Source organism: Pontibacter oryzae (assembly GCF_003576375.1).
GTDB classification, from domain to species: domain Bacteria; phylum Bacteroidota; class Bacteroidia; order Cytophagales; family Hymenobacteraceae; genus Pontibacter; species Pontibacter oryzae.
In genome coordinates, this window is sequence record NZ_QWGE01000002.1 from 59,519 (window position 1) to 77,017 (window position 17,499).

Here is a 17,499-nt window from a genome sequence, read left to right on the forward strand (position 1 = left end):
CAATGAATACTGCAGAAAATAAACGTGCTATCATGGTCGGGATTTTTGTCCTGGTTGCTATTGTCATATTTGTGGTAGGCATCCTGACCCTGGGTGGCCAGCAGAAAAAATTTATCCAGAGCATCACTGTTAAAACTGTTTTTGAGGATGTGGAAGGCCTGAAGATTGGAAACAATGTATGGTTCTCGGGTGTGAAGGTGGGGACTGTTAAAGCAATCGAGTTTTACGGGGATGCCCAGGTGCAGGTGGTAATGAGCATTGAAGAGGAGGCGCAAAAGTATATCCGCCAGAACTCAAAGGCGCGCATTAGCTCGGAAAGCCTCATCGGTAACAAAATTATCGAGATTTTTGGAGGAACAGCCAGTTCGGGTATGGTGGAAGACGGCGCCATGCTGGCTTCGGAAGCTAACCTGAACACTGATGACATCATGAAGACGCTGCAGGAAAACAATAAAAACCTGGCCACTATTACAGGCAACTTCAGCGAGATTAGTAATCGTTTGGTAAAAGGGCAGGGCACCATCGGCACACTGCTAACAGACTCCACACTTGCCCTGAACTTTAAGAACCTGGTGGCCAGCCTGGAGCAAACATCCGTGAACACGGTGCGCGCCTCCCGCGACCTGACTCGTTTTACAAACAACCTGAACACCAAAGGCAGCCTGACAAACGAGCTGCTCACCGACACGACAGTGTTTAACAGGCTGCAGGCATCTATGGCGCAGCTGGAGGAAGCCACCAAATCGGCATCAGCCATGACCCAGAACTTGCAGGAAGCAAGCAATAAGCTGAACAACGAAAACAATGCCATGGGCGTGCTTCTATCGGATCAGCAATTTGCCAACCAATTGCAGCGCACCATGCAAAACCTGGCTACGAGCTCAGCCAAGTTTGATGAGAATATGGAAGCGCTTCAGAGCAATATCCTGTTTAGGGGCTTTTTCAGGAAACGCGAAAAAGAAGCCGAGAAAGCAGCCGAAGAAGCCGCTGAGCAAGCCGAGGAACTAAAGGAACAGCAACAAAACCAGTAAGTAAGAAAAGCCAGCACGTTGCTGGCTTTTTTGTTAGTAGTTAGATGATTATACGTAGCTTATACGGAGTTGCTGCGTATCTTAAAATCCATACTTATCCGGCTTATTTCAGACAATGTCTACTCCTTACGAAGCACATGCGCTCTATGAACTAAATGTTTGGCAGCAGGAAATGCAGCGCAGCCCATCCCTGATGAATGCTTTGGCGCAGAAGGCTCAGGTAAAGCTCAACAGCTTTATCCCGGAGAAGGTGCACCAGGCTATAACTACAGCCATAAAACACATGATTCGGGGGGTATTGTTTGGGGCGGGCTACGTGGCACCTAAACCCATGGCGCAAACCGATCTGCTGGTGCGAGAGGCTCAGGTGCGGGAGCGCGTTAAGTATTACCGCCATGCAGCAGCAGCGGAAGGAGGCGTGACGGGTGCAGGGGGCATACTTCTTGGCCTGGTTGACTTCCCGTTGCTGCTCGGCTTAAAGCTGAAGCTTCTATATGATGTAGCGGCCATCTATGGCTATGATGTAAAGGATTACCGCGAGCGGGTATACGTGCTGCATATCTTTGAATTAGCGTTTAGCTCGCAACAGCATCGGCGCAAAGTATACAAACACATTCAGGATTGGGAAACGCAGGTGCAGCAGCTACCGGAGGATATCAATCAGTTTAACTGGCGCAGCCTACAGCAAGAGTACCGCGATTACATAGACCTGGCAAAAATGGCCCAGATGATCCCGTTGCTGGGTGCACCAGTGGGTTTTGTGGTAAACTACCGCCTCATGGGCAAGCTGGCAGATACTGCCATAAACGCCTACCGTATGCGCTGGAAGGAGGAAGGCTTGCTTCGGTAAGGATCATCAATATTTACGCCTAAAATTAGAAAAGGCACCGGTCGCCCAAATGGTAACCGGTGTCTTCGCTTTTTAAGGATCACATTTAGAGCTTTATACCATTATTTGGGGCTCTTAACGCCGGCTAAAATCTGAATAGGTAGCCGGTTTTCCTTGGGCGGAATAGGGCAGGAGTATACCGGGCTGTAGGCGCAGAACGGGTTGTAGGCTTTGTTAAAATCCAGGGTGATGGTATTGTCTGCCGGAATGCGCAGATCGAGGTAGCGGCCGCCGCCATAGCTGCTATCGCCATTGGAGGCATCGGTGAAAGGCAGAAACAGGTAATCATGGTAGCCTTCGCGGGCGCGCAATGTATGGCTTTGGTACACATTCAGCACAAATGGCTTGCCCTGCAGCTTAAAATGCACCTCGCCGTACTTCTCGTACACGGCTTGTCTGCCGGTGGTAGTCGGCATCTCGAAAGGCAGCTGGTTCGGCGTCCGGATAAATTCTGCTTCGAGCCGATAGCTACTGTCTGCCGGAAAAAAGGCCAGCCCCTCAAACTTTTTAAGTGCAGCTTTTGGCAACGGAGACCGGCCCGGGTCGCCGAACTCCTCGTTCAGCTCTTTCTGGAAATCGGCCACCTCGTGCTTCCAGTCGGGTTTGGCTTGCTCCTGGGCCAAAGCGGCAAAACCACTTAACAGTAAGGCCAATGGGAGTATAAATTTTAGTTTCATTAGAGAATTGTGAGTTTTTTAACAATAAGTCCGCGGTCTGTTTGCAGTTGCAATAAGTAAACGCCTGGCTTGGCCGTTTCGAGGTTTACCTCCAACTTTTCGGGGCGCGGCTGCGGCAAGGCCATGGTTTGTACAAGGCTGCCCGTTGCGCTGAACACGTGGAGCTTTTGCAAATCAAAATCGGCATGCACAAAGCTGAGAGTTACCAGTCCCGTAGTAGGGTTAGGGTATAGTTCAACCGACTCTGTAGGGCTTGATTCCTCCACCTTAAAATCTGTAGCGCTGCTTGCCTCGCCGCCTATGCCATACATGCTTATTTTGCCTGTGGCAGCCCCGCGAGGTACCTGAACTTTATACTTTGTGTCTGAGGCTGCCAGCACCAGTGCCTTTGTGCCGTTAAAACTAATCTCATCTTGTACCTGCAGCACGCCAAAATTAAGGCCGGTTATCTCCACAACACTACCCACACTGCCGCGAGCCGGGTTAAACGAGGTAATGCTTGGCGCAGGTATCACCTCAAAGGCAATAGCGCTGGTGGCAGTGCCTCCGGGTGTATGAACGGTGATGTTGCCTGAAGTGGCGCCAGCAGGAACCGCAAGAGTAAGCTGCGTGGTGGTAGCGGCCAGAACCTGTGCTTCTGCTGTGCCAAAGTATACATTGTTTCGGGCGGCATCGGCAGCGAAGTTTTGCCCGCTGATCTGCAGCGTGGCACCCACCTTGGCGCGTGGGCTACTGAAACCCGTTATTCCAGGCTGCTGCCATACTACAAATGCGTTGCTAGTGCTTGTCTTTCCGCCTTTGGTAGCTAGTTCAAACGTACCGGTAGTTGCCTGGGCCGGGACCTTAACCACGAGACTTTGCCCGTCGTTACTGATTAACTCACACGCATGGCTACCCAGTTTTATACTTTCGAGCAGCGCCGGGTTCAGGTGTTGGCCTTGCAGCGTCACGTTTGCTCCTGCAATGCCTTCTATCGGGCTGAAACTTGTAATTACCGGTGGTTGGTATACTTCAAAGGCATCAGAAGAGCTTGCGCTTCCATCCGGGGTTAGTACCTTAACCGTGCCGCTGATAGAAGCAGTTGGTACAAGCACCTTCAATTCAGCTGCGGTAGCGCTTAGCACCGTGGCTGCCACACCGTTAAAGTATACTTTGTTGTCGGCGGCTGTTGCTGCGAATTTCCTGCCCGTAAGTATAACCTCCGCTCCGAACTTGCCGGCAGCAGGTGCAAAGCCGCTGATGCTTGGTGAGGCAATAACCTGCCCGGCATTCAGCTTGGCTTCCTCGTTAATTTCCAGTGGCATATCGAAGATGCGGTTTACCGTGGTGTTGGTGCGCACCGGGGAGTTGAAATCGAAGAAGATATCGGCAAAATTCTCCACGCTGGACTTCTCTGCCAAATCAGCTTTTGGCTTGATGCTGAATTGGATGTAGCCGTGGCTGCCAGGCTCATTGGAAGTGCTGTCGGGCAGCATGATGTTATCGAAGGTCCAGGTTAGTACGGGTTTGCCCTTTCCGCTTACATTGAAGCGGTAAGTATGCGAGGCTGCGCCTACTTGCAGCGTGCTCAGGTCGAGGTGCTCGGAGAGCGTATCAACCACCACCACGCGGTAAGCCACATCGCTGCCGGTATTCTGGAACCTGATTTTATACTTTAGCGCGGTGCCCGTGGCGGTGTAGTTTGCTTCCGTCAGGCCAACCGGAGATACCAGCTTGTCGTTCGGGTCATAGGAGTCGAGGATAGTGAGGCATTCTTCGGCCACTTCCGGGGCCTCGTCGCTGGTAGGCATGGCGTTCACAAAACCAGTGCTGAACGGTACACGGTTCGCGATAACGCGGCATGCCTCCACAGTGGCGCTAGCGAAGGTTTGCGTTGGGTGGCCCGCAGCCTGGTCGGCCTCAACGCGAATGGTGCGGCCCTGTGCCGGCACACGTAGCACCATGCTGTCGGCGGCGGCCAGTCTATACTTCTGCACCATGGCCAGAGTGGCATCCTGGTACACGCGTAGCTGCAGGCTATCCTTCATGTTACCCTGGCCCATGTTCTTGAGCACGAAGCGCGCAGTACCGTCGTTGTAAAAGCAGCGGCCGCTCACACGTATCTCTGATTGGTCCCAGGTTGCTGGTGGCGTGTAGTTATTCGGTGGCGTTATCCAGGCTTTGGTGCACACGGTCATACCCCTGAACGATTCATCGCCGCATTTTACTTTGTCCTGGATGGTTACAGTGCCCGATGTACCAGCAGCCAGCGTGCCTACCTCAAACACATAGGTGCCGTTGGCCAGCTGCGTAAACGGCTTGTCTGCCGAGAGCAGTTCTACCTGCTCGGGTAGTTGCAAGTATACTTTGGCATTGCTGACAGGTGCGTACCCCTTGTTGTTGTAATTTAATGAGGTAGTGCTCTCGAAACAGCGGCGGCGGCGCGTGGAGGAAAGGCTAACGGAGAGGTAAGGGGAGAGGGTGACCTGGTTGGCGAAGTTAACATCGGAAACCCTGCTGCCTTGTTCTTTAAAGTTTACATTATTAGGTAACGCATTGGCAGGGTTTAGTTGCTGTATCTCCATGCCTGTTGCTTTAGGCAAGATCTGTTCTACTTCATATGAACCATTTTCGCGAACATCAATGCTATACTTGCCCTGCAAATCAGTTTTTCCAAAATAAGGGCCAGGCTCTGCTTTAACGATTATGTTTGGAAGCATAATATCCTGTGCGGTCAGGTTGCCAGATAAATCCACATCATGGAAAACTGTACCAGTTACAGTATTAAATTTGCCACTGGAAGCGCGGTTAAAAACAGTTAGTTGCCTTTTTTGGAAATAGCCAACCAAAACTGCGCTTCCGTCCGCACTTGTTACAATTCTATCGCCTAAATAAGGTAGAAACCCTACAGATTTACCTTCAGTATCGAAGATTTTAACAACGCTACCGGCAGTATATACTTTGCCGTCCTTCGCAACACTTACACTTTGAACTCTACTTTCTGAGAAGCGACCCAGTGAGCTAAAATCAAACTCAAACAGAAACTCACCCATATTGGAGTATTTAAACAACTGGTAAGTATAGGTAAAGGGCTCCGGCCCAAATCTGTACTTAACCAGATAGATACTGCCTTGCTCGTCCACTGCAAAATCAGGGTAAGTGTAGCTGTCATTATAGTCAGAAATGTTGATGCTGGTTAAATATTTACCCTCGGGTGTATATTTTAACAAACTTCCATTTTTGTATACATACAGGTAATTATCCAGGCCAAACTTCAGCCGAGCTTCACGATTATTAAAAGTTTCATCAAAGGCTGAGATAAATTTACCGGTTGGGGTATATCTCTGGATCTGCGCTGTTTCAATGCCATGAAGCACGTATATGGAGTTATCCGGCCCAACTGTAATGTTTTCGATGGGGTGATCGAAGCTTGAGCCAGGCCCATTCTTTCCAAAACTCCATACTTTCATGCCTTGGTTATTATAAACCTGAATTTGTTTTGTAAAACCGTCTGATAGTAGGCTGTATAATCCATCGTTGGTAATTGCCTGCCCTGAGATCAGGATATTGTCTTGAATATTATTGCTAATCAAATAATCTACCTGAGTGCCATTTGGATTGATTTTGAGTAGATTGCCGTGGCTAAGTTGGAATGATAAAGATCCGGAAGTGGTAATAAAAGCATTGCCTGCATGGTCAAGGCCAATGCCTATGTGTTCTTCGCTCATAACCCCAGTAAGCTTTACCTTGTAGCTTAATTGGCCATTCTCATCAAATGCGTAAACAGTAGCGTTGCCAGAATCTGCAGCGTAGATTTTTCCATCTTTGCCAACGGCTAAGCCTGATAGCTTTATAAAAGGTTGCGACTCGCTACCAGGCTTTGTTATAATAGCGATAAGTTCTCCCGAACTGTTAAATTTTGTGATTTCGTTATTTCCTGTGTTAGCCACTAAAATAAAACCATTAGGATCAATCGCTATTGCCCCGGGTGTTTTAACGTTCTCAAATGAGAATAAGTAATTCCCGTTTGGGTCAAACTTCCAAATCTTATTTTCGTTGGCTCTGGCAATGTAAATATACCCGTCAGGGTCTATAGCCATGCCTTCTACTACTGAAGAAGAGTAGTATGATATCGTGTGGCGCGCTTCGAAAAGCTTGTCACCACTTTTGTTATACTTAGTGAGTATCCCATCGATGGCATTCCACACAAAAAGATTTTCCTCTTGGTCAAAAGCAATCGATCTGTACTGCCCGACTTTTGGGTAGGCCGTGTTAATTGCATCTTTTATGAAATTACCTTCACTATCAAGTATTCTAACATGGTACCTGTTAGCGATGTAAAGATTTCCTGAGCTGCTAACCAATACACCTTCTGGGGTCAGTAACTTATTGCCAATAACATGGTTGGCTCCGGCACTACTATTCTGAGCATGAAGGGCGTGACCATAGCAGAGAATGAATAGAGTAATGGTTAAAGTAAGCAGTAAAGCTGTTCTCATAGGCTAAAAGTAGGTTTGCATGATTTCGACAGCCTAAAGATATGCAAATTGTACTATGTTTTAATCGGGTAACATGCTAATAGTTATCTGATTAACGAACATAGCCTTTGCTGATAAGCAAAGGCTATGTTTAATAAGGCCTGCTACGTATGGTTACGGCCGGGGCGAGCTACTGGCCCGTGGGATAAGCAACAGCGCTGTCTGCCGGCCATCAATATAATGCATTCCTGTTGGGGTGAGCGCGGCTTGTTCTTCCAGCATCACCCTGATCTCTTTATTGTTCCAGGCGGGTAGTGTTACTTTTGCATTCAGCTCGATGGCATAGGCTGTGTTGAGGTGCAGCGGGTAATCGCCGGTGCCGGGCACACCTTGCTGCATGTCCCACATGCCGATGGCCGGGCCTGCGCCGTGGCCGTGATACCCGATGGGATGGGAGTAGATACTGGCGTTTATTTTCTCTTTTTTTGCCTGGGCAAGCGTTTCACGAAGTGCCTCGTTCCCTGTCTTTCCGGGCTTCATGTGGGCGGTAAGTATGTCCTGGAGGCGGTTGCCGGTGGCGAGTGCTTTTTTTAAGTAGGCAGGCGCATCAGTTTCGCCGGGTTTCAGGACGTATGCCAGCCGCTGCACATCGGTGTTCAGGCCAAGGTATGTTATGCCCAGGTCTACGTGCAGCAGGTCGCCGGGCTGTATAACATCTTCGGAAGGGCGTTGGGCAAAGCTGCGTTGCGAGTCGCCGGCACCGGGGTTGGCGCGTTGTACATCCACGGTAGGATGAAACCAGGCCTCTAGTCTTAATTCAGCTATCCGTTCCCGGAACCACCAAACCACATCTTCGGTAGTGGTAACGCCCGGTATAACGACTTTCTCAGAGAAACCTTCTGAAATGATGTCGTGACCAATTTTGCTGATCTGCTCATACAAGGCCAGTTCCTGTTCGGTGCGCGTTTGCAGCCAATCTACAGCCAATTGCTCAGCGGATACTACGGCTTTTTGCTGAGCGGCTGGCAAGTAGTGCATCAGGCTGTCATACTCTGCCTTTGTTAAGCCATCGGCATGCGCAAACAGCGGCGAAACGTTTAAGCCGATCTTTTTGGGATTCCGCTCGGTGATCAGTTGTGCCAGCCTTTTCCATTGGTTAGGTTCTTGCTCCGGTGACCAGGCACCTTTAACCAGATTACCTATATCGTAGCGGGCTACAGCAAGTTTCTCAACCCCCTTGCCTGCACCGCGGTCGTGGAAAAGCAGGATGGTGCGGCGGCGGGCCGACAGCCAGGTGGCAGGCAACATCGTCTGGACCACGGGGTCCTCGTTGTACTCACGGGCTATCAGCACCCACATATCCATACCTTGCCGGCGCATCAGAGTGGGCAAAAGTGTTTCCAGGCGGTTTTGTAGCAGCGAGTCTTGCAGCGCGGCGCGCTCACGGAGCGGAAGTATGGTTGGCGAATGTTGTGCGCTACCAAGCACGGGGTAGAGCAACAGTAGCATCATGAGCGGTAAAAGTCTTTTCATACAAGCGCTGTTAAAGTGTAGTGGAGGTAACAAAGATAACAACTAATGCCACTTTTGCCAGTGCGTGCTAAACGCAGCACAATCAAGAGTATCGCTCTGAAATACAGTTGTATTGCAAACTGCCCGGCTATCTGGTAAGCGCCAATTCCACATAGATAGGGAAGTGATCTGACCCGAACTTCGGGAGCTTTTGCAGGCTTATCACTTTAAACTCACCGGACACAAAAACGTGGTCCAGGGGCCATCGCATAATGTAAGATTTTGCATCGAAGGAGTTGTAAAGCCCGCGCCCAATACGAACGTCTCCTAGATTGCTTTGGGTGCCGAACAAGCGGGATGTGTTGGACCAGGCGACATCGTTAAAATCACCTGCTACCACAGTAGGCAATTGCCTTTGCTTCACCATGCGGCCTACTTTAAGCAGCTCCACTTCTTTTTCTCCTATGTTATCGGGGTGTTTGCTGGGCTTAGGAGGTACCGGGTGCATGGCATGTAATGTAAAGGAAGCGTTGCCTGAAATTTTTATATCGGTATGGATAGAGGGGACCTCCTTGTGGTTCAGGAATTTGATCTGCGTATTCTGGAGCGGCAATTTAGAGTAGAGCGCTATGCCATAAGTGTTATCGAGCGGGTAAATTACTCTGTGCGGGTAAACCTTATGCAGCGGGGTGAGGCGTTCTGTCCACCATTGGTTTGTTTCCATTGCCAGCACAACATCCGCGTCTGCCTTGTTTACTGTTTCCAGGAAATCGTTTACCTGCTCGTTTTTCATCCATACGTTGGCAAGCAGCAGGCTAACAGTATGGCTGTTTTCAGCCTCAGCCGGCGATATGGTACCAATAACTTTTGAGGCAAGTGGAGTATAAGGAAACACAAAATACAGCTGTAAACTAATGCTGCTGATCAGACCGGCCAGAAATAGGTAAGACGGAACCTTCCAGTGCTTGCTTGTATGTACCACCACAAACAGTATGAGGGTAAGAGTAAGCCCAATAAGCACCTGCACCCTCGGGAAATCCAGCACTTTCAGAAACCAGAACCGAACATCGTACACCAATGACAACAGGGTAGCCAAAATCAAAAGCGTGCCTATTACCAACAAAATATAAAAACCTAGTTTTCTTGCTTCCTTCATAGTATGCTTTCATACGCTTTTTAGGTGATGTTAAGTTATGCTTACGTGTTTGCCATACCCAGAGAAGGCCATAGTAGCCGGCATGCCCTTGCCATAAATCACGTATTAAGTAACTGCCCTGCACCTTTTCAGCTTTGGAGGCAGTGTGCCTACTGCTTAAAGTGCTTCCACACTTTCAGTATTTCCAATTCATATTTCCGCATTGATGCTTATCTTGCTGTTGAAAACAGACTCCAACCCATGCAGCACACGCTACTAAACCCGCGACAGGCCTTAAACAAAGCATACCTCAGGCTAAAAACGCCACGCACCGACATGGAAGCCTTTAAAGCGGCGCTCCAACATTTGCTGGATAGTATAAACCTGAACGAGAGCGAGGAACACGCCAAGAACCACCTGCGCGACTTCCTGAAAAGCACGTTCTACGAAAAGTATGGCGTAAACACCAAAGGCAAAACCGACCTGGTGATACACACTGGCGCTACCACAAAAAGCAATGCCGGCGTGCTGCTGGAGGTAAAGCGGCCCACCAACAAGGCCGACATGCCCACCCCCGAAAACCTGAACTACAAGGCCACCCACGAGCTGCTGCTATACTACCTGCGCGAGCGCGTGGAGCACCAGAACCACGACCTGCGCCACCTGGTGGTAACCAGCGTGCACGAGTGGTTTGTGTTTGATGCCCTGGAGTTTGACCGCCTGTTTTACCGCAACACGCAGCTGCGCAAAGATTTTACCGACTGGGCTGCGGGCCGCAAAGCCAGCACCAGCACCGATTTCTTTTACAAGCACATTGCCGCGCCATACATTGCCGGCCTTTCCGAAAGCATCGGTTTCACGCATTTTAACCTGCTCAGCTACGAAAAGCCGCTGCGCAACAAAGACCTGAAAGACGATGTGAAGCTGGTGGCGCTGTACAAACTGCTCTCGCCGGCGCACCTGCTCAAAGAGCCCTTCGCTAACGATGCCAACTCCCTGGACAAAGGCTTTTACCAGGAGTTGCTGCACATTATTGGCCTGGAGGAAGTGAAGGAGGGAGGCCGCAAACTGATACGCCGCAAAGAGAAACCAAACCACGGCTCGCTGCTGGAGGCTGCTTACCAAAAGCTGCGCTCCGAAGACCTGGTGAGCGGCCTGAATAACACCCACAGCTTTGGCAGCACCCGCGAGGAACAGCTGTTTAACGTATCGCTGGAGCTGTGCATTACCTGGGTAAACCGTATCCTGTTCCTGAAACTGCTGGAGGCGCAGCTCATTAGCTACCACCAGGGCGACAAGCGCTTTGCCTTTATGAGCGCCCAGAACCTGCAGGAGTTCGACGACCTGAACGAACTGTTTTTTGACGTACTGGCCGAGCGACCTCAAAACCGCGCCGCCAACGTGCGCCAGAAGTATGGCCATATTCCATACCTTAACTCCTCGCTGTTCGAGACCACTGAGCTGGAGAAACGCACGCTGCGCATCTCTAACCTGAAAGACCGCAGCCTGCTGCCGCTGCACCCGCAAACCGTGCTGCGCGATGCCCAGGGCAAGAGCCTGGCTAAAAGCAAAACCCCGGAGCTGCATACGCTGGAGTACCTGCTGCGCTTTTTAGGTAGTTACGATTTCGGGGCCGAAGGCAAAGAGGAGATTCAGGAAGAAAACAAAACGCTGATTACAGCCTCGGTGCTGGGGCTTATTTTTGAGAAGATAAACGGCTACCGCGACGGCTCATTCTACACGCCCGGCTTTATAACCATGTACATGAGCCGCGAAGCCATACGGCGCGCGGTGGTTCAGCGGTTTTCTGAAAAGTATAACTGGGACATTGATACCAGCGCTTCCGGCTCTGGGTTCGAATCCCTGCAACTCCGCATCCACCAGAACTATACCTTAAATAAACTGCAGGAATATAACGAGGTGCTGAACAGCCTGCGCATCTGCGACCCAGCCGTGGGCTCGGGCCACTACCTGGTTAGCGCCCTGAACGAGCTGATCGTGATTAAGGCAGAGCTGCGCCTGCTGCTGAACCGGCAGGGCAAAGCGCTGCATTACGGCAGCATTGAGGTGCAGAACGACGAGCTGATCGTGACGGACTACGCCGGCGAGTTGTTCAGCTACACGGTGCACCTGCACCCCGACGGCCACCGAAGTATAAACCCGCAGGTGCAGAAGCTGCAGGAAGCCCTATTCCATGAGAAGCAGACCATTATCGAGAACTGCCTGTTTGGCGTGGACATTAACCCAAACTCGGTAAAGATCTGCCGCCTGCGCCTCTGGATAGAACTGCTTAAAAACGCCTACTACCTGGAGCATGATGTACAGGATGCCGGCGTGGGCAGGATTTCCATGCAGGGCGATGCTGACGCAGCAAGCCCGGTGTGCTATGCCAACACCAGCAGCCTGCGCAATGGTTTTGAGCCTGAAACGCGCCCTGACAAGTACACGCAGCTGCAAACGCTGCCCAACATCGATATAAACATAAAGCAGGGCAACTCGCTGCTGAGCCGCTACCCGCTCTCCGCCGACCTGCACGAGGCCTTTGGCAAGAAGGGCCATAGTTTGCAGGCTTACCGCGAGGCTGTGCGCAAGTATAAACACACCAACTCCAAAGCTGATAAAAAGCAGCTGGTTACCTTTTTAGAGGAGATTAAGCAGGGCTTTAAAACCACGCTGGCCAACAACGACCCACTGCGCCGCGACATGGCCAAACTGCGCGGGCAAATTGCCGTGATGCAGGACCCCGACCTGTTCGGAGCCAAAAAGATTGACAAGAAAGAGCTGCAACGCAAGCAAAAGCAACTGCAAAAGCTGGAAGACGAACGCGAGCAGATCGAAACAAACAAAGTATACGAAGGTGCTTTTGAGTGGCGCTTTGAGTTTCCGGAGGTGCTAGACGAGGAAGGCAAGTATAAAGGCTTCGACGTGGTGATCGGTAACCCGCCGTATATCAGGCAGGAGGAGCTTGGCAACTTTAAAGTATACTTGCAGAAGGCATTTAGCACCTATGCAGGCACCGCCGATTTGTATGTATACTTTGTGGAGCGCGGTTTAGAGTTGCTGCACGCAGGCGGCCAGTTTAGTTACATTATCCCGAACAAGTGGATGCGTGCCGGTTACGGCAAGGCGCTGCGCCAATGGCTGCAAAACCATGCGTTGGTGCAGCTGCTGGACTTTGGCGATTTGCCTGTGTTTGAGGAAGCCACCACGTACCCGCTCATACTTGCCGTGGCAAAGTATAAACCCGAGGCTGGTTATACTTTTGAGGCGGCAACGATAAATACGTTGCAATTTGAGCAAGGGCTGAAAGGCTATGTACAGGTTCATAAGTATGATGTGCAGGCCGACCTTTTACCCGACTCAGGCTGGACGCTCTCCGACAGCACCGCACAGCAACTGCTGGAGAAGCTGAAAAACACCGGCACACCGCTGGGCGATTATGTGGAGGGCAAAATTTATCGTGGTGTTCTTACAGGGTTGAATGAGGCTTTTGTAATTGATGAAGCCACCAAAGATCGCCTTATTGCCGAAGACCCGCGAAGTGCAGAAGTTATAAAACCATTTTTAATTGGCAGAGATATAAAACGATACTTAGCACCGAAATCTAACTCATATCTGCTATTCATACCTTGGCATTTTCCGCTACATAACGATACTACAATATCAGGTGTATCATTAGAAGCTGAAGAATTATTTAAGAAAGAATTCCCTGCAGTTTATAATCATCTACTTTCTTTTAAAGTAGGATTGAGCAACAGAAATAAAGCCGAGACAGGAATAAGATATGAATGGTATGCTCTACAGAGGTGTGCTGCGACATACTTTGAAGAATTCGATAAGCCAAAATTGTTTTGGCCTGGTATATCTCTAGATATAACTTCCTTCACTGCAGATTATAGTTTTCAATATTATGGAAATGATAATACTCAAATTATTATAACTGATGAAAACTATTTGCTTGGTGTACTAAATTCTAAAATATCTAAGTATTTCTTGATGCAAGTCTGCGATTTCGTTCGAGGAGGTTATTGTAGACTTAAAGTAAATTACGTTTCTCAACTCCCCATCGCCATCCCAGACGAAGAAACGAAAGCAAGTATAACCGCATTAGTCGAGCAGATATTAAGTATAAAACAAGCCGATGCCGCTGCCGATACATCGGGGCTTGAGGCGGAGATAGATGTGCTGGTGTACCGCCTTTACAAACTCACCTACGAGGAAGTGCTGCTGGTAGACCCAACATTCGCCCTGCCCAAAGAAGCTTACGAGCAGCAGCCCAGCACAGCCCTGGCAGCATCCGGAGGCCCAACGGCGAACGCATAACTACCAAATAGCAACGCAAACCATACATTCACCCTAAATTAATGAATATGAAAACACGCTTACTCTACCTGCTGCCATTGGCCGTACTGCTTTGGGGCTGCCCCTCCTCCGACAGCGAGACCCCTGAGCCTGAAGAAACCTGCTACCTGCAAACGTACACCAAATTCCAGCCGCTTGGCGGCAACAAGAAAGTGGCGTTCAGCACAAAGTATACCTACAACACACAGGGTCAACTCACCACCGTCGCCCTCGATTCTGCCAACGTAACGCTGCGAACCGGCCAGGTAAGCTACGATAGCCAGAAGCGCCTTTCCGAAATTGCTTACCCTAACAGTAAGGTGGTTTATACATACAACGCCCAAAACCAGCTTACCCGGCAAAGCCGGCACATTGCTTCCGGCAACGGAGCTTATACAGAAAATGAATACTACACCTTCGCCTACGGTAGCAAGGGGCATCTCAGCGAGGCCAGGTATCACTTTGCGGGCACAGACCAGAGCAGTTGGTATTACACCTGGAAGTATACTTACAACGACAGCGGTAACCCCACTCGCATCGAAATGCTCGACGCGCGCGGCGACAGGCTTAGTTTAACAGAAATTAGTTTTGATAATCATCCGTCGCCGCAAAACAGCCTGCCGCCGGGCTTCTTTGAGCCGCTTTTGGCAGCGTCAGCGCATAACCCTGTTGCCGTTACCGTAACCAATCAACACCAAGGCACGCTAAGTTTTGCCGTAAGCTATACTTACAACCCGGAAGGGCTTCCGGTAAGCGCGGTTAAAACCTATGGTTCCGGGGAGCAGGAGCAAATGGCCTATACTTATACCTGTTTCTAGCGCAGCAGCAGGCATGTTTCATACAAAAAAAACTACTGTGCATGCGCTACGCAGGCTGGTTAGCGGTGCCCTGCTAAGTATAGCTTTACTCTTGATGAGCGCCATTTGCTTTGGGCAGGAGGTGGAGCAATTGTTCTGGTCAGAAACTCCGCTACAAGCGCAGGATTATACTTTAATGCCTGATAACATAGATACTGGCAAACTAGGGGTATTTACTTACACCCACGTGAGTTATAAGTATACCTTTGTTAGGCCAGGCAGTATACTGCACATGAAAATGGTAGTTACCGCTGGGTTTATCAAGGAGAAATCCTGGATTAAGGCACACGCCATGAAGGACAAGAATGCGTTAGCCCACGAGCAACTGCACTTTGACCTGACTGAGCTGTATGCCCGCAAACTAACAAAAGCCTTTGCAGAGGCAAAACCAACAGATAATTTTAAAGAAGCCTTTGATGCAGTGTTTCAGCAGGTTTTTAATGAGCTAAAGGAACAGCAGCAGCAATACGACCTGGAAACGGATCATGGCTTTCGGGGCAAAAAGCAGCAGTATTGGCACAACCACGTAAAAAACGAGCTAAACGCACACGCAGCCTGGGCGGATAAAGTGCTTGTTTATAATGTTGACAGGAGTCAGGCAAGCTAAGCCAGTGAAAGGGGGGCGCCGCAAGTATACTAAGAACGTTTATACTTACAGCGGCCCCCTTTATCTCGACAACGATCATGCTAAACCAAGCATTAATCTTTCCCGGTTAAGCAGGGATTAAGCCACCTCTCAGAACTGCTTTGGCGCATGGCCGTACAATAGCTTGAACTAATGAAGAAATGATGAAACGCAACATAACCAAAACTCTTGGTGCCGGGCTGATGGCTCTTTCTTTTCCGTTAATGCTTAGCTGCTCCGTAATATCTGGCGGTGGCGGCGTCTCCAACGATCCGGAAGTAAGCGCCCAGCAGGAGGAAGTAAGTAGGTTAAAGCAGGAACACCGTGAGGCAGAACGCCGTGCCGAAGAAGCCAGCCAACGCGAAAAAGCTGCAAAAGACAGGCTTAAAGCCGCAGAGCACGAGTTAAAGGCGCTTGAAGAGCAAGCCAAACGCAGAAACAGTAATTAGCGCCTAGCCAGTTTCGGATACTTGTGCAAAAGGCACTTTTAAACAAAGGTATCTACTTTACATGGCAATGCCAGAAGCACGCACTAGTATACTTCTTGGTATGTTATAGTGCCCATTCTAGTATGCAAAATTGTATCAAGTTGGTAAAGGGTAGTATGAAATAAAAGAGTTTTTAATTTTAAATTGATAATTATTTTAGTTAGTTTAGAACTAATAATAATTCATTACAATTCACTATTAAAAATTAAACAAACTCACCTTATGAAATTGAAGAACTTTACCCTTGCACTACTTTGCGGTGGTGTTGGCCTCCTAACTGTGTCCTGTGATAAAGAAGATGCCGCCGCCTTAGTAGAACCTCAAGCCAGCTTCGACACACTTTCTGTTAACAATGCCACAGCTGGCCACGGAAACCTTAGCCTCGACGCCAGCGCACTGGCTGCCAATACATTTAGCTGTTCTTATGATACCTTCAGTAAGGCACTTGCAGCCACCTATAGCAGCAATGCTGTAAACCCAAGCACATGCGGCCCAACACCTTTCAACAGTGCTATATCGCCGTATGCCCGGCAGTTCTCCGCCCAGGATTGGGAATGGTACGACCTGATGTCTACGCTGGCACAGCTTTATACCTACCTCGATGATTCAAAGCAATATTTCGGAGCGGATGGGAAGCTAACAAACTTTGCTGCCAAGCATAAGCGCAACCTAGAGTCGTTTTGGGACATGAAGGATGAGATAACCCTGAACGGCCAACACACCAGCAGCCTGCAAAACCGCGATGCCATTGCAGCGGTTTACGTTAATTTTGCCGGCCTTACGCCTGCGCAAGCCTTCGCCAACGCCGATTTTATCATCGCGAACATTATCCAGCCAAGTACTGCTTTCAAAACCACTCCTTTGCTGTCGTTTGACGGCTTTGCCACTTCCGGTGATCTGATTGTGGTAGGAGATGGCATTGTGCAGGTTATGACCGATGCCGGTGTAGACGAGCAAGTAACTTTTGCAGGCATACTTGCCCACGAGTGGGGCCACCAAGTGCAGTTTAACAACTATGAGCGCTGGTATGGCCCACGCCAGAACACGCCGGAGGCAACACGCAAGACAGAACTTGAGGCCGACGTTTTCTCGAGCTACTACATGACCCACAAACGCGGCGCTACCTATAACTGGAAAAGAGCGGCTGAGTTCTTTGAACTGTTCTACAACATCGGCGATTGCAGCTTTACTTCCAGTGGCCACCACGGCACGCCAAACCAGCGCTTGGCTGCTTCGCGCCTCGGCTGGATTATTGCGCAGGAAACAAAGCCAATGGGCCACATCCTGAGTGCTGATGACTTGCATAGCATTTTCATGGCTGCCCTGAACGATATCATCGAAAATAAGATAGATAGCTCAGCGGCTATGGCTAGCCTGAAAAATTCGCAGTTAAAAGCTGTTTACGGAAACGTACTCAACCACAAACAAGAAATCCAGGCTATCATGAGCGGGCAGGTAGATGCTAAGAATCTGTAATGCCATAATAA

Annotated in this window: 11 protein-coding genes; 7 read left to right on the forward strand and 4 right to left on the reverse strand. The window is 49.6% G+C overall.

Going from position 1 to position 17,499, the window contains the following annotated elements:
* Positions 1 to 2: 2 nt before the first annotated feature.
* Positions 3 to 1,031, forward strand: a complete 1,029-nt coding sequence (locus D1627_RS05120; RefSeq protein WP_119431176.1) for an MlaD family protein — start codon at positions 3 to 5, stop codon at positions 1,029 to 1,031.
* A gap of 115 nt (positions 1,032 to 1,146) precedes the next feature.
* On the forward strand, positions 1,147 to 1,881 hold the full coding sequence (locus D1627_RS05125; protein WP_119431177.1) for an EcsC family protein: 735 nt from the start codon (positions 1,147 to 1,149) through the stop codon (positions 1,879 to 1,881).
* A gap of 101 nt (positions 1,882 to 1,982) precedes the next feature.
* On the opposite strand, the gene D1627_RS05130 is transcribed toward D1627_RS05125, so the two are convergent.
* The 4 genes from D1627_RS05130 to D1627_RS05145 form a co-directional block, all read right to left on the reverse strand.
* Complete coding sequence (locus D1627_RS05130) at positions 1,983 to 2,597, reverse strand: DUF1684 domain-containing protein (RefSeq protein ID WP_119431178.1); 615 nt, start codon at positions 2,595 to 2,597, stop codon at positions 1,983 to 1,985.
* Positions 2,597 to 7,075 (reverse strand): DUF7619 domain-containing protein, encoded by a 4,479-nt coding sequence (locus D1627_RS05135; protein ID WP_119431179.1) that lies wholly within the window; start codon positions 7,073 to 7,075, stop codon positions 2,597 to 2,599. Before D1627_RS05135 ends, D1627_RS05130 begins: the two co-directional genes overlap by 1 nt.
* Positions 7,076 to 7,228: 153 nt before the next feature.
* Positions 7,229 to 8,587 (reverse strand): M24 family metallopeptidase, encoded by a 1,359-nt coding sequence (locus D1627_RS05140; RefSeq protein ID WP_119431180.1) that lies wholly within the window; start codon positions 8,585 to 8,587, stop codon positions 7,229 to 7,231.
* 127 nt (positions 8,588 to 8,714) lie between these two features.
* Positions 8,715 to 9,722: an endonuclease/exonuclease/phosphatase family protein gene (locus tag D1627_RS05145; RefSeq protein ID WP_119431181.1), complete on the reverse strand. Its 1,008-nt coding sequence runs from the start codon at positions 9,720 to 9,722 to the stop codon at positions 8,715 to 8,717.
* A gap of 240 nt (positions 9,723 to 9,962) precedes the next feature.
* Here D1627_RS05145 and D1627_RS05150 point away from each other — a divergent pair, with 240 nt between their 5' ends.
* From D1627_RS05150 to D1627_RS05170, 5 genes are all read left to right on the forward strand, one after another.
* Positions 9,963 to 14,024 carry a DUF7149 domain-containing protein gene (locus tag D1627_RS05150; RefSeq protein WP_119431182.1) on the forward strand — a complete coding sequence of 1,354 codons (4,062 nt, stop codon included), beginning with the start codon at positions 9,963 to 9,965 and terminating at the stop codon, positions 14,022 to 14,024.
* 47 nt (positions 14,025 to 14,071) lie between these two features.
* Entirely contained in the window at positions 14,072 to 14,860 is a 789-nt protein-coding gene (locus tag D1627_RS05155; RefSeq protein ID WP_158607145.1) for a hypothetical protein, read from the forward strand.
* Between the two features lie 13 nt (positions 14,861 to 14,873).
* Positions 14,874 to 15,506, forward strand: coding sequence for a DUF922 domain-containing protein (locus tag D1627_RS05160; RefSeq protein ID WP_158607146.1), 633 nt, complete (start codon positions 14,874 to 14,876; stop codon positions 15,504 to 15,506).
* Between the two features lie 179 nt (positions 15,507 to 15,685).
* Positions 15,686 to 15,973 (forward strand): hypothetical protein, encoded by a 288-nt coding sequence (locus D1627_RS05165; RefSeq protein ID WP_119431185.1) that lies wholly within the window; start codon positions 15,686 to 15,688, stop codon positions 15,971 to 15,973.
* A 261-nt stretch (positions 15,974 to 16,234) separates the two neighbouring features.
* A complete protein-coding gene (locus D1627_RS05170; RefSeq protein ID WP_119431186.1) occupies positions 16,235 to 17,488 on the forward strand; it encodes a hypothetical protein in 1,254 nt (417 codons plus the stop codon).
* Positions 17,489 to 17,499 lie beyond the last annotated feature (11 nt).